Source organism: Ensifer sp. Root142, assembly GCF_001426785.1.
Lineage (GTDB): Bacteria > Pseudomonadota > Alphaproteobacteria > Rhizobiales > Rhizobiaceae > Ensifer > Ensifer canadensis.
Window position 1 is genome coordinate 158,045 of record NZ_LMFK01000046.1, and the last position, 23,813, is coordinate 181,857.

The following is a 23,813-nucleotide window of genomic DNA, read 5'->3' on the forward strand; positions in this document are numbered from 1 at the left end:
GTTTCCTTAAATCGAATTCGATTTAAGGAAACATGCAGTAGACACGAGATCACTCCCGGCCGTCGAGGCTCGCTTGAGCAGCGCGTTTCAGTTCCCGGAACGTTCGCACATGCCGTCCATAGGCGGCGGTCATCACGCCTGAATCCGGCACAGAAATGTTCCGGCGCATCGTCCGGGCCGCCCTCTAAGAGAAGGAGAAGACGGACAAACGGGAGAGGCGAGGCAAGGCCCGGGTGGGCGACAAGCGACACAACACGCTTATTTCCGAAGGTTGTTGCGAACTGGCGCAATACACCTACAGGTGCTAGTATTTCTGCGCCTACTGCATGTTTCCTTAAATCGAATTCGATTTAAGGTTAAAAACATGCAGCAATTCAAAGTGTTGCAGCGACCTTTGCGCATCTAACAAGACGCGCGGCGCTGTAGAGTTCCTGGCGAACAAATCTCGCAGTCGATAATCAGTTAAACGCGAATTGCTTGCAGCCAATTGCCGCGCCGTCGAGCCCCGCTCGATGACCAGAGTCGTTGTTCGACGACATCAACGTGGAGGAAAAGCCAATGGCCAGCAATCTTGTTTCCTACATCGCGCAGATGCTTACCCCTGACATGATCGCGCGCATCGCTTCAGTGCTTGGCCTGGATAGCAGCAAGGTGCAGAGCGCCGTCGCCGCTGCCGTACCGGCAATTCTGGCGGGCCTGACCGGCGTCGCCGCGCAGCCGGGCGGCGCGCAAAAGATCGCCGACAGCGCCAAACAACAGAGCGGCTCGCTCGACAATCTCATGGGAATGCTGGCGGGTGGCGACCAGGTTTCGCTTGCCCAAAACGGCTCACAGATCATCTCATCGCTGTTTGGCGCCAAGGACGGCAGTGCGCTGGCAACGGCCATAGGCGGGGTTTCCGGCATGGATCAAAGGGCGAGCGGCTCGCTGCTGGCAACGCTTGCTCCGCTGGTCATGGGCGGCCTCGCCCAGCAGAGCGGAGGCGACCTGAGCGCCAACGGCATCGCCGGTCTGCTCGCCAGCCAGAAGGACAATATCGCCGCCGCATTGCCATCCGGCGTCAGAGACCTGCTCGGCGGCACCGGCCTGCTCGGCTCGCTCGGCGCTCCGGCACAAACCGCTGCAGCCTCTGCCAGCCAAGCGACCCGCAGCGCTGCCGCTTCGGCCTCCGCAGTCGGTGGTGCCGGCCAACGCGCAGCGGCAGCAGCGGCCGCCGCGCCAGCCTCGTCGCGCAACTGGCTTTATTGGGTGATTGCCGCCCTGGTGATTGCCGGCGTGCTTTTCTACCTGTTCGGCAGGCCAAAGGAACCGGTCGCACCCCAGGCCGGCACGCCTGAGCAGAGCTTGACGGTCGGCGGGGTCGATGTCGGCCAGCAGGTCAAGGACGGCATGGCCAGCCTGCAGACAGCGCTGACGGGCGTTACCGATGCGGCCTCCGCCACGGCGGCCTTGCCGAAGCTGGAGGATGTCTCGAGCCAGCTCGACAAGGTCAGCGGTGTGGCCGGGCAACTCTCAGCCGGGCAGAAGGCAGCCCTCACGGCCCTGATCACGCCGATGATGCCCACGCTCAATGGGCTGTTCGACAAGGTTTTGGCCATCCCCGGCGTTTCGGACATTCTGAAACCCACTATCGATGCATTGAAGACGAAGCTGACGGCCCTGTCGACCTGATGTTTCGAGAAACCGTCGGCACTCGGCGCGCCGCGTGGATCGGCAACGACTGTCATGAACACGAAATCGAACGAAGGAGGGTCAGCCATGGCTGACAAATCGGCATTCACCCCGGAGGAATGGACGTTGCTTCTGGAGAGCGTGATGATGGCGGGCATAGCCGTGACCGCGGCGGAGCCGAGCGGCCTGTGGGGCATGCTCAAGGAGGGCCTCGCCAACAGCCGCGCCCTGCTGCAGGCAAAAACGATGCCGCGGCCAATCCGCTCGTCAAAGCGCTCGTCGCCGACTTCGAAACCTCGGTAGGACGAACGACGGCACGCGACGGCCTGCAGGCGAAACTGAAAGGCTCCAAGCCTGAGGACATGAAGGCCAGATGCATCGAAACGTTGCAGCAGGCGCGAACGGTCGTCGAAACCAAGGCTCCGGATGATGCCAGCGCCTTCGCCGCATGGCTGTATCAGATCAGCCAGCGCGTAGCGGAAGCCGCCAAGGAAGGTGGATTCCTGGGTTTCGGCGGTGTCGCCGTCAGCGAAGCGGAGAAAGCGACCCTATCGGAAATATCGGCCGCGCTGAAAATCGCCTGACGCTGCGCCGGCAATGCCCGCTTCGTCGCCTGAAGCTACTCTGGCGAGCTGGGAGGAATTCGGGCTAAAGCAGGATTGAAGTCCCGATGGCGGAGAGGGTGGGATTTGAACCCACGATACCCTTGCAGGTATGCCGCATTTCGAGTGCGGTGCATTCGACCACTCTGCCACCTCTCCGCATAGTCGGTCGGCGCTTGTTCGGCGCGGTCGGGTTCATAGCGGCAGATTCGGGTGCTGGCAAGGGCCTCGGTGAAGATTATCCAATGCGGCGAGTGCCTTCTTCTTGACAGAGGAGCGCGTTTCCCGTAATTCGCGCAATGAAGTGGTGTGGCTTGCCCTCACCGCAGCGGGTGTGATTTGCGCCCATTCACCGGCAGGGCTTCGGGAATGATCCCGGAGTTCTGCTAAAAATGTCGACTGACAAAAAGACGGCCTTGCCCCTGGGGTAAAGAGCCGGCCCGAACATGAAAGGATAAAGAATGTTCGCAGTCATCAAGACCGGCGGTAAGCAGTACCGCGTGGCAGCCAACGACGTCGTAACCATCGAAAAGCTGGAAGGCGTAGCAGGCGACAAGATTGAATTCACCGAGATCCTGATGGTCGGCGTCGGCGCCGATGCAACCATCGGCGCTCCGTTTGTCGAAGGTGCCGTTGTCAGCGCCGAAGTCGTTGAACAGGGCCGCGCCAAGAAGGTCATCGCCTTCAAGAAGCGTCGCCGCCAGAACTCCAAGCGCTCGCGCGGTCACCGCCAGCACCAGACGACCGTCCGCATCCTGGACATCGCTGCTGCCGGTGGCAAGGCAAAGAAGGCTTCCAAGAAGTCTGAAGCCGCCGCTGAAGCTGCAAACTGAGTTTTGGGATCGAAGGTTTAAAGGAGAACACCAATGGCACACAAAAAAGCTGGCGGTTCGTCGCGCAACGGTCGCGATTCCGAGTCCAAGCGCCTTGGCGTGAAGAAGTTCGGCGGCGAGAAGGTCATCGCCGGCAACATTATTCTGCGTCAGCGCGGCACCAAGTGGCATCCGGGCGCCAATGTCGGCCTCGGCAAGGACCATACGATTTTTGCGCTTACGGCAGGTAACGTGGACTTCCGTACGAAGGCCAATGGCCGCGTGTACGTGTCTGTAATGCCGAAAGCGGAAGCAGCGGAATAAGCCGGTAGCGCTCTAAAACAGCCGGCGTCTCATCGACCCGGCTGACGCACCTAACGGTTCCAAGCCAGACCTAAAAAGGGGAGATGGGGCAATACCCAACTCCCCTTTTTTTCGTTTCTGGAGGACGAACCATGCAAACCGAGCTACTGAGGGAAGACCAATCACGGTCTCCCGAACAAAGGCTGAGGCCCCAACGGTCAAGGACCGATTGCCCGATATTGTTGTCACCCCGGCTCGTTCTGCGCGCGCCCCATGAAGACGATATCGACGCCCTTGCCCATCTTGCCAACAATGCCAATGTCGCCACCATGGTCTCGCGCATGCCGCACCCGTATACGACGGCCGATGCCGCCGATTTCGTGCGACGCGCCAAAGCCGGCACGATTGGCAAGTGCGTCTACGCGATTACCAAAGCGGATAATGGCGCATTCCTCGGTTGTTGCGGTATCGAGCCGCACCCCGATGGCAAGACGGCGGAACTCGGCTACTGGCTGGGCGAACCCTATTGGAACCAAGGCTATGCCACAGAGGCTGCCCAGGCGCTCACCGACATGGCCTTTCGCACCCGTGACATCGACCAGATCGATGCGCGCTGCCGGGTCATGAACCTCGCCTCGCGCCGGGTCATCCAGAAGTGCGGCTTCCAGTTCCAGGGCAGCGGCATGGTCGGCAGCCTGGCGCTCGGCGGCTCGATCTCTGTCGAATGGTATCGGCTCGACCGCAAGACCTGGGTTTCGCTCAGAAGCTGGGGAGGCATGCGATGAACGCGCTCACCTCCGAACGCTCGCGCACCGCGATCCGTCCCGGCCCCGGGCCCTGCCCGGTCATCGAAACCAGGCGGCTGGTGCTGAGGCCCCACAGCCGAAGCGATGCCGAGGCGATCGCTCAGTCGCTGGGCGATTTCCAGGTGGCGCGCATGCTCTCGCGTGTGCCTGCACCTTACGACCAGCAGGATGCGCTCGATTGGCTGGCAAGCCAGACCTCGGGACTCACCCCCGACTGGACGCTGGCGATCACCACCGGCGACGACGTGCATATCGGTTGCATCGGCATCGAGCTCAGGCACGGCCAATGGCATGTCGGCTACTGGCTGAACCGGTTCTACTGGGGCAAGGGCCTGGCGAGCGAAGCAGCCTATGCGGCGATCGAGCGCTTCTTCCGGCGCATGCCGGAAACGACCCTGCATTCCGGCGTCTTCGCCGACAATCCGGGGTCGCTCAAGGTCCAGGAAAAGCTCGGCTTCCAGATCACCGGCTGCAGCCAGATCTATGCGCTCGCCCGCAATGCCATGGTCGCCCATATCGAGACCCGGCTGAGCGCGGCAGATCTGCGCCGGCCACACTGAAGAAACAATCCCCGCGAAGCCATGCCTTTGCGGGGATATTCGTCAAGCGAGTTCAAAACCAACAGGAAGATGATCGGACCCCTTGGCGTCGTAATCGGTCCAGGCGTCCTTCAGCTGCGGCACCAGGCCGGTGCTGATGAAGCCATAGTCGAGATGCATGCGCTTTTGAGGATTGTCGGGATGAACCCAGCTATAGCTTTCCGGCGTCAGCCGGTTGAGATGGGCGAGCACGTCGACCGGATTTTCGAGCCGAAGCGAGCGTCCGTAATAAGCGTCGCGCGAGCCGGCCATCGCGCAATATTCCGGCGTCTCCGGCTCCATGTTGAAGTCGCCCATGACGACGAAATCCTCCGGATGCGGCGGCTCAGCAAGACCGAAATCGGCAGCCCCGGTAATGCCGCCGCCCTCAAGCGGATAGCCGAGCAGCCGCTCCTTGAGGAAGCGGATCTGGGCGATGCGCTCGGCGGGAAGCACATGGTCGAGATGCACGGAATAGACGCGCAGCGGCCCGCCCGGCGTGGCGACCAGCGCTTCGGTGGCGCCGCGCTGCAGGTTCATCGGGCTGATGGTCCGGGTGCGCGGCAGCGATATCAACCGGGTCGACAGGATCGGCCAGCGCGACAGGATCATGTTGCCGAACTGGAAGCGCCGGTTGACGGCGCGGCCGCCCTCGATCGAAGAGCCGATATCGATGTCGCAAGGGGCATGAAAGGCTGAGAAATGACCGGGGAAGAGCGCTTCGAAACGGGCAACCAGATCGACGTGGCCGTTGCGGTGAAAACCGCGTGTCACTTCCTGCAGCGCGATGATGTCGGCGCCGCCAAGCGACGCAGCAATGCGCTCGGGTTCAAACTGGCCGTCAAGACCGATGCCGTATTGGATGTTGTAGCTGGCAAAACGCACGATATTCTTTGACCTCCGGATGAACCGCCTATATCGATGGCGGCAAAATACGACCGCGCAAATACACCGAACAGATGGCAGTCCAATGAAATTTCTAGACGAAACGAAAGTCTACATACGCTCCGGCGACGGCGGCGCAGGCGCCGTGTCGTTCCGTCGTGAAAAATTCATCGAATTCGGTGGACCTGATGGCGGCGACGGCGGCCGCGGCGGCGACGTCTGGGTCGAGGCGGTCAACGGCCTCAATACCCTGATCGACTTCCGCTACCAGCAGCACTTCAAGGCCAAGACCGGCACGCACGGCATGGGCCGCAACCGCACGGGCGCCGGCGGCGCCGACGTGACGCTGAAGGTTCCGGTCGGCACCCAGATCTTCGAGGAAGACAGCGAGACGCTGATCGTCGACATGGTCGCCGAAGGCCAGCGCTACCGGCTTGCCGCCGGCGGCAATGGCGGCTTCGGCAATGCCCATTTCAAGTCCGCCACCAACCAGGCGCCAAGCTGGGCCAACCCCGGCCTCGAAGGCGAAGAAAAAACCATCTGGCTGCGGCTGAAGCTGATCGCCGATGCCGGCCTCGTCGGCCTGCCCAATGCCGGCAAATCGACCTTCCTTGCCGCCTGCACCCGGGCGCGGCCGAAGATCGCCAATTACCCCTTCACCACGCTGCACCCGAACCTCGGCGTCGCCACCATCGACGGCAACGAGTTCATCATCGCCGACATTCCCGGCCTGATCGAAGGCGCGCATGAAGGCGTTGGTATCGGGGACCGTTTCCTCGGCCATGTCGAGCGCACGCGCGTGCTGCTTCACCTCGTCTCGGCCCAGGAAGAAGACGTCGCCAAGGCCTACAAGACCGTGAAACACGAACTCGTAGCCTATGGCGGCGGGCTCGAAGACAAACCCGAGATCGTCGCGCTGTCGCAGATCGACGTGCTCGACGAGGACGAATTGAAGGTGAAGGCCAAGGCGCTGGCAAAGGCCTGCGGCGAGCAGCCTCTCCTGCTTTCGGCCGCCACCAGCAAGGGCATGACCGAGGCATTGCGGGCGCTACGCACCGTCATTGTCGCGGCAAAGTCCGGAGAAGAGACCGCCTGACATGACGAAGACCCGCAAGCCGCTTCAGAAGTATCGCCGGGTCGTCATCAAGATCGGGTCGGCCCTGTTGGTCGATCGCGCGACCGGGCTGAAAAAGGCCTGGCTCGACGCCATGTGTGCCGACATCGCCGCCCTCAGGGCCAAGGGCGTCGACGTGCTCGTCGTCTCCTCCGGCGCCATCGCGCTCGGCCGCACCGTACTGAAACTCCCTTCTGGCGCGCTAAAACTCGAGGAAAGCCAGGCGGCCGCGGCCGTCGGCCAGATCGCGCTTGCCCGCGCCTGGTCGGAAAGTCTTTCGACAGACGCGATCGTCGCCGGCCAGGTGCTACTGACGCTCGGCGACACCGAGGAGCGTCGACGCTATTTGAATGCCCGCGCCACGATCAACCAGCTGCTGAAGCTCGGCGCCGTGCCGATCATCAACGAGAACGATACGGTGGCGACCACCGAAATCCGCTATGGCGACAACGACCGCCTGGCCGCCCGCGTCGCCACCATGGTCGGCGCTGACCTCCTGGTGCTGCTTTCCGACATCGACGGCCTCTATACGGCGCCGCCGCATCTCGACCCCGATGCCCGTTTCCTCGACACGATCGCGGAGATCACGCCCGAGATCGAGGCGATGGCAGGGGGGGCTGCCTCCGAGCTGTCGCGCGGCGGCATGCGCACCAAGATTGATGCCGGCAAGATCGCAACCACCGCCGGCTGCTCCATGATCATCGCCTCGGGCAAACCCAACCATCCGCTGGCGGCCATCGAGGAAGGCGCTCGCTCGTCCTGGTTTGCACCATCGGGCTCACCGGTGACCGCACGCAAGACCTGGATTGCCGGGCAGCTGCTGCCGGCCGGCACGCTCGCCATCGATGCCGGCGCCGAGGAGGCGCTGCGCTCCGGCAAGAGCCTGCTGCCTGCCGGCGTGCGCGAAGTGAAGGGCACCTTCAGCCGCGGCGACACCATTGCCATTCTCGGCGCAGCGGGCCGCGAAATCGCCCGTGGTCTTGCCGGCTATGACGCCGACGAGGCTCGCCAGATCGCCGGCAAGAAATCCGCAGAGATCGCGGCGATCCTCGGCTATGCCGGCCGCGCCGCCATGGTGCATCGCGACGATCTGGTGATGACCGGCAAGCGCGCCGACGAGAAGGACGGCCGGAGGGATGAAGTCCATGCTTGATGAAGTCAGGAATAAGGATGACGTCGAAGGCGTCATGCTGGAGATCGGCCGCCAGGCGAAGGCGGCAAGCCGGCCGCTTGCCGTCGCCACCGCCGAACGCAAGCATGCGGCCCTCGTTGCCATGGCCGAGATCATCGTCAATCGCCGCGACGAGATTCTTGCCGCCAACGCGATCGATCTTGAAAACGCCCGCCAGTCCGGCATCGCCGCGTCCTTCATCGACCGCCTGACGCTGACGGAGAGCCGGATCCGCGACATGGCCAACGGCATTCGCGCGATTGCCGACCTCAAGGATCCGGTTGGCGACGTCATTGCCGAGTGGGATCGCCCCAATGGCCTGCACATCGAGCGCGTGCGTACGCCGCTCGGCGTCATCGGCGTGATCTACGAAAGCCGCCCGAACGTGACGGCAGATGCCGGTGCACTGTGCCTGAAGGCGGGCAATGCCGTCATCCTGCGGGGCGGCTCCGACAGCTTCCATTCCTCGCGCGCCATCCATGCCTGCCTCGTCGAAGGCCTGAAGGCTGCTGGCCTGCCCGAGCATGCGATCCAGATGGTGCCGGTTGCCGATCGCGCTGCCGTCGGCGCCATGCTCTCGGGCCTCGGTGGCACGATCGACGTCATCGTTCCGCGCGGCGGAAAAAGCCTCGTCGCACGGGTCCAGAACGAGGCGCGCGTGCCGGTGTTCGCCCACCTCGAAGGCCTCTGCCACATCTATGTCGACGCATCCGCTGATCTCGCCATGGCCGAAAAGATCGTCGTCAATGCCAAGATGCGCCGCACTGGTATCTGCGGTGCCGCCGAGACACTGCTGATCGACAGCAATGCTGCGGACAAGCTGGCAAGGCCGCTACTTCAGGCGCTGCTCGCAGCCGGCTGCGAAGTGCGGGTGTCCGAAGAGCTTGCCGGAACCATCGATGGCTTGCGGCCGGCGACGGACGCGGATTGGTCGACGGAATATCTCGACGCGATCATCTCTGTCCGACTGGTGGACGGGATTTCCGGCGCGATCGAACATATCAACACCTGGTCCTCGGCGCATACCGAGGCGGTAATCGCCGAGGATGCCGATGTCGTCGAGCGCTTCTTCGCCGAAATCGATTCCGCCATCCTGCTGCACAATGCCTCCACCCAGTTTGCCGATGGCGGCGAATTCGGCATGGGCGGCGAGATCGGCATTGCCACCGGCAAGATGCACGCCCGCGGCCCCGTTGGCGTCGAGCAGCTGACATCGTTCAAGTATCGCGTGCGCGGCGCCGGACAGGTCAGGCCCTGACGTGACGTCCAGCGAAGTGAACGGCCGCTATCTGCGCATGCCCCATGTCGAAAGCGGCATGGTGGTCGGCCTGTTCGGCGGCTCGTTCAATCCGCCGCATCAGGGGCATGTGCTGGTCGCCGAAACGGCGATCCAGCGCCTCGGCCTCAACCAACTCTGGTGGATGGTCACCCCCGGAAACCCGCTGAAGAACCACAATAATCTGGCGCCGCTTGCCGATCGCATCGCGCTCAGCGAGAAGATCGCCCCGAATCCGCGCATCAAGGTGACCGCCTTCGAAAAGGCGCTGGGGCAGAGCTATACCGCTCGCACGCTCGAGATGGTAAAGGCCCGCAACCGCGATATCCGCTTCGTCTGGATCATGGGGGCCGACAACCTGCGCAGCTTTCACCGCTGGCAGAATTGGCAGAAAATCGCCCGCACGTTTCCGATCGCCGTCATCGATCGGCCGGGCTCGACGCTTGCCTATCTCTCCTCGCGCATGGCCAAGACTTTCGACTATGCCCGCATCGACGAAGACGATGCCCGGCGCCTTGCTTTTCACCCGGCACCCGCCTGGACCTTCATACACGGGCCGCGCTCCTCGATGAGTTCGACGGCACTTCGATCCGCCAGAACGGCGTGAAATCGAATGATTCATTTCTCGTGTCTTGAAACCGTTCTGGTTTGATGCCTACATTTACTGACGGTTCGAGCGAAACAGTCGAATCGGAAGTGCCTGTTCTGTTCACCTGGAAAGGAAAAACCCTGACAACAGCACACGCCAAGGGATATGCGGCCTCCGCGTTCCCACGCAGCACGGGATCTAGCGACGAAGCCGCTGTCCGTGCGCTTCAACTGGTCCTCGAAAGCCTAGAGGACTCGAAGGCAGAAGATATCGTTACCATCAACATTGCCGGCAAGTCGGCGCTGGGGGACTTCATGGTCGTTGTCTCCGGGCGATCGAGCAGGCATGTGGCGGCGATTGCCGACCATCTGACCACGGACCTGAAGGACGAGGGCTTCGGCAACGCCCGCGTCGAAGGTCTGGAAACGGGTGACTGGGTGCTGATCGATACCGGCGATGTGATCATTCACATCTTCAGGCCGGAAATCCGGGAGTTCTACAACATCGAGAAGATGTGGGCGACACCGGAGATCGAGGACGGCACGCTGCATTGAGATCGCACGGTTCGTCGGGCGTCTGAGCCGCCGCACGCACCGTATTGCGATCATACATATTGGGAATGTGGCTGTCATCGCCGAAGCGGCGTTCGCAGCCAGGATAATTGTTGCGACTGATCGTAGCTTGCAGCGCCGCGTCTGGCATGACGTGCAAATGCCGCTGTAACGCTTTAGTGCGCTGCATGACCTTCTCCTTGAATCGACCCCGGTTTCAGGAGGTGTGCAGCAGTGCGGTCCAGCGCAGGCGGAGACGGATTGGGTCATGCGTATCGGACTTTTCGCAGTCGGCCGCCTCAAGGCGGGGCCGGAAAAGGATCTTGCGGCCCGCTATCTCGATCGTTTTGCCAAGGCCGGTCCGGCGATCGGTCTCGAGCTTTCCCGCGTGGTCGAAGTCAACGAAAGCCGCGCCTCCAACTCCGATACGCGCAAGCGGGAGGAGGCAGCCCAGCTTGAAAAAGCGCTCACTGACGGCAGTCTGCTGGTGCTGCTTGACGAACGCGGCAAGGCGCTCGATTCCGAAGGCTTCGCATCGCTGCTCGGCAGTTTTCGCGATAGCGGCAAACGCGACCTGATGATCGCGATCGGCGGCGCCGACGGGCTCGACCCTGGCCTTCATTCGCGCGCCGACGCCGTGCTCAATCTCGGCAAGATGACCTGGCCGCATCAGCTGGTGCGCATTCTGATCGCCGAACAGCTCTATCGCGCCGTGACCATCCTTTCCGGACATCCCTATCACCGTGTCTGAGACGCGCCATGCACCGGCGATAACGAGAATATGTGTTGGTCGCATCCGCCAAATCAGATTAGGCTTTTTGAGGAGAGCGTCACGCACCGGGGAAAGATGCCCGGCGAGCGCTCAGAAACGTTGAAACTGCGCATGACGCTTTCCGAAAATCGGTTCCGGTTGGCGGAAGTAAGCGCGAAGCATTTCCAGTTGGATGCATAGGGACGAATGACGCGCCGAAGCATGATGAGCGCTTTCAGCAAGATCGGTGGCGAAGCATGGCGGCCCGGCCGCAGTGCGGCGCTGCTGGCGCTTGTGCTTGTTGCTGCGCTTCCGGCAGCCGCCCAGGATGCACCGGCGACGCCAGCGGCATCAGCGGCGGACCAGCAGCAGGGGCCGCCCGATCCGGCGGCAAACCTGACGCTTCGTCGAGACAGCACCCGCAGCGAGCTCGATGCGCTGTCGAAAACCATCACGCTGTCGCAGGAGCGCGCCGACGAGCTGGCGGCGACCATCGCCGAGATCGACAAAAACAATGAGGCATTGCGCGCCGCCATCGTCGATTCTGCCAGGAAGCGGCAGGGTCTGGAGCAGCAGATCGTCGATGGAGAGAAGAAGCTGAGCGAGTTGCGCTCCAAGGAAGATACCGTGCGCCGATCGCTGCGCGCCCGGCGTGGGGTGCTTGCCGAAGTGCTCGCCGCACTTCAGCGCATGGGCCGCAACCCGCCGCCGGCGATCCTGGTGACGCCTGAGGATGCGCTCGGCTCCGTTCGCAGCGCCATTCTGCTCGGCGCTGTCGTACCCGGAATTCGCGAGGAAACGGACAACCTCGTCGCCGACCTGAAGGCGCTCGCCGATATCAGAACCGGCATCGGCAAGCAGCGCGAAGAGCTGACGGCAGCGATGACGGCCAATGCCGAGGAAGAGCGTCGCATGTCGATGCTCGTGGCCGAAAAGGAAAAACTGCGCCAGAAAAGTGCGGCCGAACTCGCCGCCGAACAGCGCAAGGCGCAGGAACTCGCCTCGCAGGCGACCAATCTCGAAGGCCTCATCGGTTCGCTCGAAAATGACATCGCTTCGGTGCGCGACGCGGCTGCCGCCGCACGCGCGCAGGAAGAGGAACGCCTGCGCATGAGCGAGGCCGAGCGCGAAGCGGCGCGGGAGCTCGCCCGGAGCGCCGTGCCCGACAAAAACCGCATTGCGCCAGCATACGTGTTCTCGGAGCTGAGGAATAAGCTTGCCTATCCGGCCGCGGGATCGCTTTTGCGAAAGTTCGGTGATGCCGATGGTACAGGGCACTCCCTGCAAGGGATCATGTTGGAAACCAACCCCGGCGCGCTGGTGACTGCGCCGTCAGATGGCTGGATCGTCTATGCAGGCAATTTCCGCAGTTATGGGCAGATGATCATTCTCAATCCGGGCGACGGCTACCATGTTGTGCTGTCGGGCATGGAGAAGGTGAGCGTACAGACCGGACAATTTGTCGTGGCGGGTGAACCGCTTGCGACGATGGGTGCGAAAAGAGTCGCAAGTGCTGCGGCCTTGGCGCTGGAAACCGACCGGCCGACGCTTTACATTGAATTCCGAAAAGACGGAAAACCGGTTGATTCCCGACCATGGTGGACCGCAGCAGAGGTTGGAAAGGCGCGAAATGATACGTAGGGCTTCACTTGTTCTGGTCGGGGCGCTGATGGGTGCGACCGCTATGGGCGTCATTTATTCGGCTGTCGTTCCGGCCGTCGCGGCCAATACCTCGACTTATCGCGAGCTTGCGATTTTTGGTGACGTGTTTGAGCGCGTGCGCGCGCAGTACGTCACCCCTCCGCAGGATGACAAGCTGATCGAGAATGCCATCAATGGCATGCTCTCTTCGCTTGATCCGCACTCGAGCTACATGAACTCGACCGACGCCGAGGACATGCGCACCCAGACCCGCGGCGAATTCGGCGGCCTCGGCATCGAAGTGACGATGGAAGACGACCTCGTCAAGGTCACGAGCCCGATCGACGACACGCCCGCGGCCCGCGCCGGCGTTCTCGCCGGTGACTTCATTTCCAAGATCGACGGCCAGGACGTTCGTGGCCTGAAGCTTGAAGATGCGGTCGAGAAGATGCGTGGCGCCGTCGGCACCCCGATCAAGTTGACGATCCTGCGCAAGGGCGCCGACAAGCCGATCGAACTGTCGATCGTGCGTGACGTGATCGCCGTTCGCGCCGTCAAGTTCCGCACCGAAGGCGACGTCGGCTATCTTCGCGTGATCTCGTTCACCGAGAAGACCTACGACGACCTGAAGAAGGGCATCGAGAAGATCAAGTCCGAAGTACCGGCCGACAAGCTGAAGGGCTATGTCCTTGACCTGCGCCTCAACCCGGGCGGTCTGCTCGACCAGGCGATCAACGTTTCCGACGCCTTCCTGGAGCGTGGCGAGGTCGTTTCGACCCGCGGCCGCAATCCGGACGAGACCCGCCGCTTCAACGCGACGCCTGGCGATCTGACCGACGGCAAGCCGGTGGTCGTTCTCGTCAATGGCGGCTCGGCTTCCGCATCGGAAATCGTTGCCGGCGCCCTGCAGGACCTGAAGCGCGCGACCGTGCTCGGCACGCGCTCCTTCGGCAAGGGCTCGGTACAGACGATCATTCCGCTCGGCGAAGCAGGCGCTCTGCGCCTGACGACGGCGCTCTACTACACGCCGTCGGGCAAATCGATCCAGGGAACGGGCATCACGCCCGACATCAAGGTCGAACAGCCACTGCCGCCGGAACTGCTTGGCAGGGTCGAAGCCCAGGGCGAATCCGATCTGCGTGGCCACATCCAGGGACAGAGCGAAACCGACGAAGGTTCCGGCTCGGTCGCCTATGTACCGCCGGAAACCAAGGACGACCTGCAGCTCAACTACGCGCTTGACCTCTTGCGCGGCAAGAAGACCGATCCGGCCTTCCCGGCAAGCCCGGAGCAGGCAGAGCTCAAGAAGTAAGCCATTGAAGGCGCCGGGCTGGTCAACCCGGCGCCTTTATACTATGTGGGCTGCAGGTGCTGCCGGAAACCGCCGATTCTCTTAAAAACGGCGCATCCCTCACCGGCAACTCTCCTTCAGGTCGACCGAGGCTCCGTTTGGGAACAGATCTCAATGCCCCCCTTGGCCAGAACCGCCGGGAAAAGACCGCGCCAAGACGCGACCGTCGTCGCCTTCTCAGCTATTCCCTTGTCGGCATCTTTGCCCTTTCCATAATCGGCCTTTCCGTCTGGAACGCCGTCGCTCCGGATGGGTTGCGCAGGCAGGCGTCCGAATCGGGTATGGTTGGGCCGGAACCGGCCGAAACGGCACAAAAGACACCCAATTCCACAAGCGGGCAAGCATCGAACACCAGCGGCGGCACGCTGAAGCCGGGCACCGCCTTCTCCGGCGCTCATGTCGAGGAAACCCTGACAAACGACGGCGCGACCGTCACCAAGTTCACGCCGCGCCAACGCGACGGCAGCGGGCCTGCGCTGATCAATGTCGGCCCGATCCGCGGCCAGGACCCGCGCATGGCCGCCCTTCCGAATGACGACCTGCTGGAAGACAGCGCTGAGGGCCGGCTACCGATCACCGCCGCCGACGGGCTGCGGCCGATGGATCAATATGCCCGACCCTGGTCGGGTGCACGCGGCACCCGTATCGCGCTTGTGATCGGCGGCCTTGGCCTCAGCCAGACCGGCACGCAGAAGGCCATCCGCGACCTGCCGCCCGACGTCACCCTCGCCTTTGCCGCCGCCGGCAACAGCCTGCAGCGCTGGATGCAGGAGGCAAGACGCAGCGGCCATGAGATCCTGCTGCAGATCCCGATGGAGCCTTTCGATTACCCCGACAACGATCCGGGACCGCGCGCGCTCCGCCTCTCGCTTGGTTCGACGAAGAACCTGGCCGAACTGCACAAGAACATGGCGCAGATCACCAACTACACCGGCATCATGAACTATCTCGGTGGGCGCTTTCTCTCCGATGCCGATGCTCTCGAACCGGTGATGCGCGATCTCGGCAAACGCGGCGTGCTTTTCCTCGACGACGGCACGTCGGCGCAATCGCTGTCCGGCAAGCTTGCCGATGCCTTTGACGTTCCGCATGGCTTCGCCGACATGACCGTCGACAGCGAGCTCAGCCGCAGCGCCATCCTGAAAAAACTCGACGAGCTGGAACGCATCGCCCGGCGCAACGGTACAGCCATCGGTGTCGCCTCCGCATTCGACGAGAGCGTGGCCGCCATCGCCCAGTGGGCCGGCGAGGCGGAAGGGCGCGGCATCGAGATCGTCGGCGTTTCAGCACTCGTCAAGGACCCGCAGCAGAGATAGGTCAAGCGTGCCTTGAGCGCCGCGCGTCTTATTGGACGCGCAAAGGTCGCTGTAGCACTTTGAATTGCTGCATGTAGGGCGCCATGTCAGAAGCCCAGCGCCTCAGGCGAGGCGCACGAAATCATTGCGAACCCGAAAGATGGGTGCGATGAGACTTCACAAAGGTTCGAACACTTCAGGGCCATACGCTGCCGTGCGCGAGCAGTGGGTCACGCCTTGAGCCAGGAGAGGACAGCGGATGAGCAAGCATAACGACAAGAACCTACGGGCCGAAGACCTGCCCTATCGCCCCTGTGTCGGCGTCATGGTGCTGAACCGCGCCGGCCTCGTCTGGGCCGGCCACCGGATCGCCGTCGGCAATTCCGAATATGACGGCTCGCCGCAGCAATGGCAGATGCCGCAGGGCGGCATCGACAAGGGCGAGGATCCGCTGAAGGCCGCCTATCGCGAGCTCTATGAAGAGACCGGCATGCGCACGGTTTCGCTGCTCGCCGAGGCACCGGGCTGGATCAACTATGACCTGCCTTCACACCTGATCGGCATCGGCCTCAAGGGCAAATTTCGTGGCCAGACGCAGCGCTGGTATGCCTTCCGCTTCGAGGGCGACGAGAACGAGATCGCCATCAACCCACCGCCGGGCGGCCACGAACCGGAATTCGACGCCTGGGATTGGAAGCCGATGCGCGACCTGCCGGAGATGATCGTACCGTTCAAGCGCAAGGTCTATGAGGAGGTCGTTGCCGCCTTCGCCCACCTGGCGCCGTAACTACGCCTTTCGCAACAGGGGCCGGGTCTGCGCTGACATCGACCTTTCGCGGGGGACCCAGCCGACAACACGCACACCGCAAAGCGATGCCCTGGCATCCGTCGCAGATTGCGAGCTGCCAGCGGACGATAGGCGGCCGCTCGCAGCGCGCGCTTTTGGTCTTGCGATTGCCGCGGCAACCCTCACCGACCGCCTGGTTCCGGTTGAGGTTTTGCCCTGCCCGGCAGCAATGCCACTCTGGGGCCGATCGCCAATATCCGGCAGGTTGGTATCGAGCAGGCGCCGGCCGGCCCGATACCAATTCGGTGCAGGGCGCATCGCCGTTTGAAGACGCATGGAGAAATGCGCTCGAGCCTGAGGGTTCACAGACCCCCACCGGGCTCTTTGAGGGTCTGCATGCGGGCGAACCGTCAGCCCGCGCGCCCATTCTTTAGAGCGTTTCCGATTTAGACGGAACCGCACAAACGCTCTATCTCTTTGTTTTTACGCATTTCCTGACGGAAAACCGCTTCGCACTTTTCCTGGAAATGCTCTAAGCGCGTCAGGCAACGGGGCGCCATAGATCGTCTTGGCCCGAAAACCAGAAAGCCGCCGAGGTGATCGGCGGCTTTCTCGTGTGAATGGTGCGAGACGCTCAGTCGATCTCGGCTTCGTTGGCCGGTGCTGCGTTGAGCTGGCCGTATTTCGCTTCGCCGATGGTTTCGAGCAGTTCGAGTTGGGTCTCGAGGAAGTCGATATGACCTTCCTCATCAGCAAGCAGCTCTTCGAACAGCTTCATGGAGACGTAGTCTCCGGCGTCATGACAGATGTCGCGTGATTTCTTGTAGGCCGTGCGGGCATCGTATTCGCCGGCGAGATCCGCCTTCAGCACTTCCTTGACGTTCTGGCCGATGCGCAGCGGTCCGACCGTCTGCAGGTTCGGATGACCTTCGAGGAAGATGATGCGCGCGACGAGCTTGTCGGCATGATGCATTTCTTCAATCGACTCGGCACGTTCCTTCTTGGCAAGGAGCGTGTAGCCCCAATCTTCGAGAAGGCGGAAATGCAGCCAGTATTGGTTGACGGCGCCGAGTTCGAGATAGAGCGCTTCGTTAAGCTGCTCGATGACCTTTTTGTCGCCTTTCAAAATCCGCCCTCCGGTTGTCTTCATGGAATTGTTTGAGGCGGGCCATGAAATCAAATATCTCGACATCCGTCGAGTCGCGACGGCCGTGATATTGCTCGGTGGTGCGGATGATGATGTCGACGACGTTGGGGAAACAGCCGCAGCAGCGACCGCGTTTTTCCATCGCGTGATAGACTTTCGCCGGCACGATCAGCTGCCAACAGTCTTCATCGAGAAGGCTGACAATCATGTCCTCGATCTCTTTTTCCGTGATGAAATTGCAGCTGCAAACCAGCATGTCGTCTTGCCTGTGAAACGCAACGTCCTGAATTCGCTCATAAAGCAAAAGAGGACATTTATTGTCAACAAAAAACTCCACAAGCGGAACTTGCACGCAGATTAGAACGAATCTAAACATGACAAAAAACATCGTATTTTCAGAATATTAGCGTAGCATTGATGACCTTTCTTTCTGTGGATTTCCCGGCGATTGCCGCAGGATACTGCGACATTTTTACGCAGGAAGACCAACGTGAGTGGCCGAAATCCGGTACGGCAAGCCCAGCTCCGGAAGGACGGGTCATGAAACGGCTGTGAGGGACCGAGCCTTCGAAGCCAAGCCGAGCCCATCGTGTCTGTTCATCAATGGAAGTTGCGGCCTTTCGGCATGACGTCGGCAATTTCGGTCGCGACGGCCTGATGATCGGCGCCGGCGGCACGGCGGGCAGCCGCAAGGCGCAGTTCCTTCAGCACCTTCTTATCGCGCGCGTCGGCCGTCGGTCGCAGCACCTCGTCGGCACGATCGTTGGCGCCGAAGCGGCGCTCCTCCTTGCGCAACAGCCCGAGCATCGGGGTCATATCCTCGATATACTCCGCCACCACGTGGATGACCTCGCTTTCACGCTGGAGCCGGCCGCGGATCTTGACGAGACGCGCACCCATGATCACCGGCCGGTATTTTTCAAAAACCTTCGGCCAGACGATGGCATTGGCGACGCCGGTCTCGTCCTCGATCGTCATGAAGATCACGCCCTTGGCCGAGCCTGGACGCTGGCGAACGAGCACCAGCCCGGCAACCGTCACTCTTCGGCCGACGGGTGCCGTGGCAAGCGCGCGGTTTTCGACCAGCCCCTGCCCCGAAAACTCCGCCCGGAGGAAAGAAACCGGATGCGCCTTCAGCGAGAAGGAGAGATAGCGGTAATCGTTGATGACCTGCTCGCCCTCCAGCATCACCGGCAGCGAAACTGCCGGCTCCAGCTGGAATTCGTCCTGCGTCGCCTGCTCGAAGAGCGGCAACCGCTCGGCAGCACTTTTCTCATCCAGCGCCTTTACCGCCCAAAGCGCGTTGCGGCGATCGAGCCCGATCGAACGGAACGCATCCGCATCGGCAAGCTTCTCCAGCACGGAGCGCGGCAATCCCGAGCGCAGCCAGAGATCGCGAACCGAGGTATAGCCCCGGCCGCGATGGGCGATAAGCTTGTCCACGATCTCCATCTCTCTCAGCCCCTTGACCTGGTTGAAGCCGAGGCGGATGGCCTTTTCCGTCTTGATCACACCCAGCATGTCCCGATGGCGCGGCTCCACCGCACCACGATCATGCCCGCCCCTCTCGAGGTCCGCATCCCAATTCGAATGGTTGATATCGACAGGCAGCACCCGCACGCCATGTTCGCGCGCGTCCCGCACCAATTGGGCGGGAGCGTAAAAGCCCATCGGCTGTGAGTTCAGAAGTGCTGCGCAGAAGACATCGGGATAATAGGTCTTCAGCCATGAAGAGACATAGACGAGCAGCGCGAAGGACGCAGCATGGCTTTCGGGAAAGCCGTATTCGCCAAAGCCTTCGATCTGCTTGAAGCAACGTACGGCGAAATCTCTGTCGTAGCCATTGTTGACCATGCCCTCGACCATCCTTTGCTCGAAGGTGTGGATGGTGCCGGTTCGCTTGAAGGTCGCCATTGCCCGCCTGAGCTGATCGGCCTGGCCCGGCGTGAAATTTGCCGCGGTAATAGCGATCTGCATCGCCTGTTCCTGGAACAAAGGCACACCAAGGGTCCGCTCCAGAACCACTTCCAGCTCCTTGCTCGGATATTCGATGGGTATGTTGCGATTGCGCTGCTCCCGCCGCTTCAGATAGGGATGCACCATGTTGCCCTGGATCGGTCCGGGCCGCACGATCGCCACCTCGATGACGAGATCATAGAAGACACGAGGCCTGAGCCGCGGCAGCATGCTCATCTGAGCCCGGCTCTCGATCTGGAAGACGCCGATCGTATCGGCCCGGCAGATCATGTCGTAGACGTCATCCTGCTCATCCTTGAACAGCGTGTGCAGGTCTTTCCTCACGCCGTAATGCCGCTCCATCAGCTTGAACGCCCGGGCGATGCAGGTCAGCATGCCGAGCGCCAGCACGTCGATCTTCAGGATCTTCAGCGTATCGAGGTCGTCCTTGTCCCACTCGATCATGTAGCGGTCGGGCATCGCCGTGTTCATGATCGGCACCACCTCGTCGAGCCGATCGCGGGTGATGACGAAACCGCCGACATGCTGAGAGAGATGGCGGGGAAAGCTCATCAGCGCGGTGGCATAGTCGAGCACTCGCACCGTCGTTGGATCCTTGACATCGAGACCGGCGGCCTTGGCCTCCCGTTCCGACAGGTCGGCGGCCGACCAACCCCAGACCGAACCGGCAAGCGCCGATTGCACGTCCTCGGAAAAGCCGAAGGCTTTGGCCGTTTCGCGACCGGCCGACCGCGCCCGGTAGCTGATGACGGCGGCCGTAAGCCCCGCATGCTCCTTGCCGTACGTCCTATAGATATGCTGGATCACCTCTTCCCGCTTCTCGTGCTCGAAATCGACATCGATATCCGGCGGCTCGTCACGCTCCGTCGACAGGAACCGGTCGAAAAGCAGCGTCGTCGAAAGCGGATCGACCTCGGTGATGGCAAGGCAGTAGCAGACCGTCGAATTTGCCGCCGAGCCGCGGCCCTGGCAGAGAATGTCGACGCTTCGCGCATATTCCATGATGTTGCGCACGGTGAGGAAGTAGGGCTCATAGCGCTTGCTGGCGATCAGCTCGAGCTCGTATTCGATCTGGGTCGAGACCTTCGCGGGAATGCCTTCGGGATAACGCACATGGGCGCCTTCCATCGTCAGCCGCCTGAGGGTCTGTGTCGTCGTCTCGCCTGCAAAACTCTCATCGGGATATTGGTATTCGAGTTCCGCCAAAGTGAAATTCAGCCGGCGGAAAAAATGCCCGGTATTGGCGATCGCCTCGGGGTAGTCGCGAAAGATGCGCGCCATTTCCGCCGGTGGTTTCAGATGGCGTTCGGCATTCGCCTGAAGCCGGAACCCCGCCTGCGCCACCGTCACATGCTCGCGTATGGCGGTGACGATATCGGCCAGCGGCCGGCGCGCCGGCGCGTGAAACAGCGGACTGTTGGTGGCGATCAGCCTCGTGCCCACGTTGCGGGCGATGGTCGCCAGCCCGGCAAAGACAAGCTGATCGAAACCGTCATAGCGCGGCACCAGCGCCAGATAGAGCCGGTCGGCAAAATGCGGCTTCAGCCGCTTGAGAAATTCCGCAAGGTTTTTAGCCTCCGACGCCCCGATCACCGGGTCGGGCAGGACGGCAATCAGGATATCCTCCCCCCATTCGACAAGGTCGGTCTCGTAGAGCGTACAGGTGCCTTTCTTCGCCCGCAGGTTTCCAGCACTCAGCATGCGGCAGAGATTGCCCCAGCCCCGACGGTTGCGCGGATAGGCGAGCACATCCGGGATGTCTTCGGCAAAGGAAAGCCGGGCGCCGGGCTGGAAGGAAAACGCCTCCACCTTGGCCTGCGCATGAGCGCGCACCACGCCCGCCACCGTATTGCGATCGGCAACGCCAAGGCCGGAAATACCAAGGCGGCTGGCGGCAACGATCATTTCGCCCGGATGGGAGGCTCCTTCGAGGAAGGAGAAATTCGACCAGGCGCCGATCTCGAAATAGGGCGTGCTCATGCGAAGACCCCATGCATGAACCAGCGCGGCTGTGCGGGCCCGCCATAATGCCCTTCTCGAAACAGCCAGAAGCGCCGGCCTTTTTCATCCTCCACCCGGAAATAATCCCGCTCGGCCGCCTTTTCGCCATCGACCCACCATTCGGCCGCGATCCGTTCAGGACCCTCGGCGCGCGCTATGCGATGAAGGCTCCGCCGCCAGCGAAAGCTTCTGGGCGGGCCCTCCGGCACCTCGGCCACCGCCTCCACCGGCTCCGGACTTTGGAACAGCCGCTGCGGTCGAACGGAAGCCATCCTAAGGCAGGCCGGAACAGTGGAAGCGGCTTCCTCGACCGTCTTCAGCATTTCCACATCCGCAAGCGGCTGAAAGGCGGCGGCACGCTCCGGCACGTGGCTCTGCGACAGGACGGGCAGAAACAGGCTTTCTGCGCCCAGCCGCGCCATGACCCTGTCGGCAAAGGCCGCAAGCGGCTGCTGCCGATCCGGCGTGCCGGAAAAATCCTCCTGCATCACCTCGTATTTTTCGCTTTTGGGAACCGACAGCCGCAGGATCTCGAAACCGAAACCGGCATCGAGATCCTCGTGCACCGCCTGCAGCCGTTCGCGGAAAAGGCCGGCAATGCGGCTCGGTTCAATCAGCGGCGAAGACGTTCCGGCAGCGATGCGAAAGACCCGGCCGTCGACGCGAAACAGCAGCAGTTCGAACAGCCGTCCGCCTTCGCCGCGCTTTTCCAGCTCCGGCTTCAGCCTTGCTGCCAGCTCCTGCGTCAGGCCGAGAATATCGTCCTCACCCTGGACCGGCTCGGAAAGCCGCCGCTCGGCCGAGAGGCTGGCAACGGGGAGCCGCGGCGAGAGCGGCTCGTCCTCCAGCCCCATGGCCTGATCGAGGCGCAGGAGCAGAATGGATCCGAAGCGGCGGGCAAGCGGCGCCCGCGGCGCCTCGATGATATCGCCGACCTGCTTGAGCCCGACCCGGCCGAGCGTTTCGATCATGTCGACTGGAAGCCTGAGGGCAGCCATCGGCAGTGGCGCAAGCACGCGTACGGCCTCCTCCGGAGCGATCACGCTTTGCGAGCCGAAGCGCGCCACCGCCCAGGAAAGCCCTGCCGAAGACGAGATCGCCGCACGCGCCTCGATGCCGAGATGAAAGAGCCGGGCGAGCAGGTCGTCGAGAAGCGATTTCTCGCCGCCGAGAAGATGGGCGCAGCCGGTAATGTCGAGATAAAGGCCGCTTTCGCCGTCGAGCGCCACCAGCGGCGTGTAGCGGCTGCACCAGTCCGCAAGCCCTTCCAGAAGGGCGCGATCCGCCGCCCGGTCGGCGGGCAGCACATCGACCTCGGGACACATGGCCCGCGCCTCGGCAACGCCCTGGCCCAACTGGAATCCTGATTTCTCGGCAAGGCCATCGAGCGCGACGAGGCGCATCGCATTCCTGACCCGGTCGGCAAAGACGACAGGCGGATGATCAGGACGCCCGCGGGAAAGCCAGGAGGTTCCCCAGCGGCTCCGCGCCACCCGGTCGGCCGGAAGATGCGGAAAGTCGAGCGACAGAATGCGCTGGTTGTGGGTCTGCCGCAGCAGCGGCTGGTAGGGGCTCGACGGGGTAAAAGCGGCGGTCATGGGGGTTCCACTCCAGGAAGAGGCCGACGGGAGCAGGAGACCTGCTTTTTTCGGCAATGACGTGAAAGACGGGATGGCCGATGCTGCCGCAAAGCATCGAACCGTCAGGGAGGGCGCGCTCGCGGGCGGGCGCCGGTTCGATATGAAGCCGGAAGAAGGCGCTGCTCGCCTCCTCGTGACCGGACTGACGCAGAAGAAGAAGAGGAATGCGTCCGGCGCGCGCGCGAACATGCAGGCGCCGGCTTTCGCTCAAGGCCAGCGATGCCGGATTGCCGCGAATTTCGAGAATGACGGCACAGAAGGCCGGGACGGAAAGCGCCGTCTCGGCGATCCACAGCGCGTCCTTCACCGTGCGCGGCAGGCTGAGGATCAGGCTTCGAATGTCGAGCCCGTAAGCCTTGAGACCAAGACCGTAGGGCAGGCCGGCCTCGGTCGAGGCCAGCGACTGGCTGACCCACAGAACCGGTGCCCCGGCATCGCCCTTTTGCTGGCGCGCCTGCTGACAAAGGGCGCTGAGCGCGGTTGCAAAACCGGCCGCAGCGCCGGCATCGCGCGTCTCGGAATTGCGGATCTCGGTCATACCCTCGAGCGGCAGGCCGCCCTCGAGGATATCGTCGAGTTCGGGAATGCCGAGCGGCAGGACCTTGCGGCCGGAGGACTGGTGACCTTCTTCCTTGCGCCGAAAGCCTGCGGGATCGGCCGCCTTGACCGCCTTCACGACGCCCGCAAGCCTGCGATTTTCGATCCTGGCTATGGTTTCGCGAAGCGAAAGAACGGTCTCCCGCTGCACGGCGTTCTCGGCCATGACGGTCAACTCCCATTTAAGATGTTCCTGTTATGTTCTTATAGATTCCAGAGCTGACCACATGAGTCAACAGCCAAGTTTAAGAATTTATTCCTCGCCCAC

Annotated in this window: 23 protein-coding genes and 1 tRNA gene; 17 read left to right on the forward strand and 7 right to left on the reverse strand. The window is 62.4% G+C overall.

The annotated features are described in order from the left end of the window. Positions 1-558: 558 nt before the first annotated feature. The 3 genes from ASD52_RS31205 to ASD52_RS40480 all read left to right on the forward strand — a co-directional run bounded on the left by ASD52_RS31205 (position 559) and on the right by ASD52_RS40480 (position 2,255). Positions 559-1,671 carry a DUF937 domain-containing protein gene (locus tag ASD52_RS31205; RefSeq protein WP_025425117.1) on the forward strand — a complete coding sequence of 371 codons (1,113 nt, stop codon included), beginning with the start codon at positions 559-561 and terminating at the stop codon, positions 1,669-1,671. 87 nt (positions 1,672-1,758) lie between these two features. After that, the gene (locus ASD52_RS40475) at positions 1,759-1,974 is read left to right on the forward strand and encodes a hypothetical protein (RefSeq protein ID WP_225906506.1); all 216 of its coding nucleotides are present in this window, start codon (positions 1,759-1,761) and stop codon (positions 1,972-1,974) included. 59 nt (positions 1,975-2,033) lie between these two features. Next, positions 2,034-2,255, forward strand: a complete 222-nt coding sequence (locus tag ASD52_RS40480; RefSeq protein WP_225906505.1) for a hypothetical protein — start codon at positions 2,034-2,036, stop codon at positions 2,253-2,255. An 87-nt stretch (positions 2,256-2,342) separates the two neighbouring features. On the opposite strand, the gene ASD52_RS31215 is transcribed toward ASD52_RS40480, so the two are convergent. Next, positions 2,343-2,432 (reverse strand) — tRNA-Ser (locus ASD52_RS31215). 302 nt (positions 2,433-2,734) lie between these two features. Here ASD52_RS31215 and rplU point away from each other — a divergent pair. The 4 genes from rplU to ASD52_RS31235 all read left to right on the forward strand — a co-directional run bounded on the left by rplU (position 2,735) and on the right by ASD52_RS31235 (position 4,754). Then, entirely contained in the window at positions 2,735-3,106 is a 372-nt protein-coding gene (gene rplU, locus ASD52_RS31220; RefSeq protein ID WP_025425118.1) for a 50S ribosomal protein L21, read from the forward strand. A gap of 33 nt (positions 3,107-3,139) precedes the next feature. Then, positions 3,140-3,409: a 50S ribosomal protein L27 gene (gene rpmA, locus ASD52_RS31225; protein WP_025425119.1), complete on the forward strand. Its 270-nt coding sequence runs from the start codon at positions 3,140-3,142 to the stop codon at positions 3,407-3,409. A 131-nt stretch (positions 3,410-3,540) separates the two neighbouring features. Continuing rightward, positions 3,541-4,173 (forward strand): GNAT family protein, encoded by a 633-nt coding sequence (locus tag ASD52_RS31230; RefSeq protein ID WP_025425120.1) that lies wholly within the window; start codon positions 3,541-3,543, stop codon positions 4,171-4,173. After that, complete coding sequence (locus ASD52_RS31235) at positions 4,170-4,754, forward strand: GNAT family N-acetyltransferase (protein WP_025425121.1); 585 nt, start codon at positions 4,170-4,172, stop codon at positions 4,752-4,754. The genes ASD52_RS31230 and ASD52_RS31235 overlap by 4 nt, the downstream gene beginning before the upstream one ends. 42 nt (positions 4,755-4,796) lie before the next feature. Here the strand turns inward: ASD52_RS31235 and ASD52_RS31240 are convergent, their stop codons facing one another. Continuing rightward, positions 4,797-5,657, reverse strand: a complete 861-nt coding sequence (locus ASD52_RS31240) for an endonuclease/exonuclease/phosphatase family protein (RefSeq protein WP_025425122.1) — start codon at positions 5,655-5,657, stop codon at positions 4,797-4,799. A gap of 85 nt (positions 5,658-5,742) precedes the next feature. On the opposite strand from ASD52_RS31240, the gene obgE reads away from it, so the two are divergent. The 10 genes from obgE (at position 5,743) to ASD52_RS31290 (ending at position 16,183) form a co-directional block, all read left to right on the forward strand. Continuing rightward, positions 5,743-6,753 (forward strand): GTPase ObgE, encoded by a 1,011-nt coding sequence (obgE, locus tag ASD52_RS31245; protein ID WP_057210849.1) that lies wholly within the window; start codon positions 5,743-5,745, stop codon positions 6,751-6,753. 1 nt (position 6,754) lies between these two features. After that, positions 6,755-7,924, forward strand: coding sequence for a glutamate 5-kinase (proB, locus tag ASD52_RS31250; protein ID WP_025425124.1), 1,170 nt, complete (start codon positions 6,755-6,757; stop codon positions 7,922-7,924). Next, a complete protein-coding gene (locus ASD52_RS31255; protein WP_025425125.1) occupies positions 7,917-9,200 on the forward strand; it encodes a glutamate-5-semialdehyde dehydrogenase in 1,284 nt (427 codons plus the stop codon). The genes proB and ASD52_RS31255 overlap by 8 nt, the downstream gene beginning before the upstream one ends. 16 nt (positions 9,201-9,216) lie before the next feature. After that, positions 9,217-9,825: a nicotinate-nucleotide adenylyltransferase gene (locus tag ASD52_RS31260; RefSeq protein ID WP_113567003.1), complete on the forward strand. Its 609-nt coding sequence runs from the start codon at positions 9,217-9,219 to the stop codon at positions 9,823-9,825. Between the two features lie 44 nt (positions 9,826-9,869). After that, positions 9,870-10,361, forward strand: coding sequence for a ribosome silencing factor (gene rsfS / locus ASD52_RS31265; protein ID WP_025425127.1), 492 nt, complete (start codon positions 9,870-9,872; stop codon positions 10,359-10,361). A 265-nt stretch (positions 10,362-10,626) separates the two neighbouring features. Further along, a complete protein-coding gene (gene rlmH / locus ASD52_RS31270) occupies positions 10,627-11,109 on the forward strand; it encodes a 23S rRNA (pseudouridine(1915)-N(3))-methyltransferase RlmH (RefSeq protein WP_025425128.1) in 483 nt (160 codons plus the stop codon). 222 nt (positions 11,110-11,331) lie between these two features. Next, positions 11,332-12,750, forward strand: coding sequence for a murein hydrolase activator EnvC (locus tag ASD52_RS31275; RefSeq protein WP_025425129.1), 1,419 nt, complete (start codon positions 11,332-11,334; stop codon positions 12,748-12,750). After that, positions 12,740-14,062, forward strand: a complete 1,323-nt coding sequence (locus ASD52_RS31280) for a S41 family peptidase (RefSeq protein WP_025425130.1) — start codon at positions 12,740-12,742, stop codon at positions 14,060-14,062. Before ASD52_RS31275 ends, ASD52_RS31280 begins: the two co-directional genes overlap by 11 nt. A gap of 137 nt (positions 14,063-14,199) precedes the next feature. Further along, the gene (locus ASD52_RS31285) at positions 14,200-15,417 is read left to right on the forward strand and encodes a divergent polysaccharide deacetylase family protein (RefSeq protein WP_057226448.1); all 1,218 of its coding nucleotides are present in this window, start codon (positions 14,200-14,202) and stop codon (positions 15,415-15,417) included. 238 nt (positions 15,418-15,655) lie between these two features. Beyond that, on the forward strand, positions 15,656-16,183 hold the full coding sequence (locus ASD52_RS31290; RefSeq protein WP_025425132.1) for an RNA pyrophosphohydrolase: 528 nt from the start codon (positions 15,656-15,658) through the stop codon (positions 16,181-16,183). A gap of 634 nt (positions 16,184-16,817) precedes the next feature. Here ASD52_RS31290 and bfr read toward each other — a convergent pair. From bfr to ASD52_RS40485, 5 genes are all read right to left on the reverse strand, one after another. After that, positions 16,818-17,309: a bacterioferritin gene (gene bfr, locus ASD52_RS31295; protein WP_025425133.1), complete on the reverse strand. Its 492-nt coding sequence runs from the start codon at positions 17,307-17,309 to the stop codon at positions 16,818-16,820. Next, on the reverse strand, positions 17,275-17,688 hold the full coding sequence (locus ASD52_RS38010) for a (2Fe-2S)-binding protein (RefSeq protein WP_239637581.1): 414 nt from the start codon (positions 17,686-17,688) through the stop codon (positions 17,275-17,277). Before ASD52_RS38010 ends, bfr begins: the two co-directional genes overlap by 35 nt. A gap of 242 nt (positions 17,689-17,930) precedes the next feature. After that, complete coding sequence (locus ASD52_RS31305; RefSeq protein ID WP_038575756.1) at positions 17,931-21,287, reverse strand: error-prone DNA polymerase; 3,357 nt, start codon at positions 21,285-21,287, stop codon at positions 17,931-17,933. Beyond that, entirely contained in the window at positions 21,284-22,801 is a 1,518-nt protein-coding gene (locus ASD52_RS31310) for a DNA polymerase Y family protein (protein ID WP_239637582.1), read from the reverse strand. Before ASD52_RS31310 ends, ASD52_RS31305 begins: the two co-directional genes overlap by 4 nt. Beyond that, a complete protein-coding gene (locus ASD52_RS40485; protein ID WP_025425136.1) occupies positions 22,752-23,711 on the reverse strand; it encodes a hypothetical protein in 960 nt (319 codons plus the stop codon). The genes ASD52_RS31310 and ASD52_RS40485 overlap by 50 nt, the downstream gene beginning before the upstream one ends. Between the last annotated feature and the right edge of the window lie 102 nt (positions 23,712-23,813).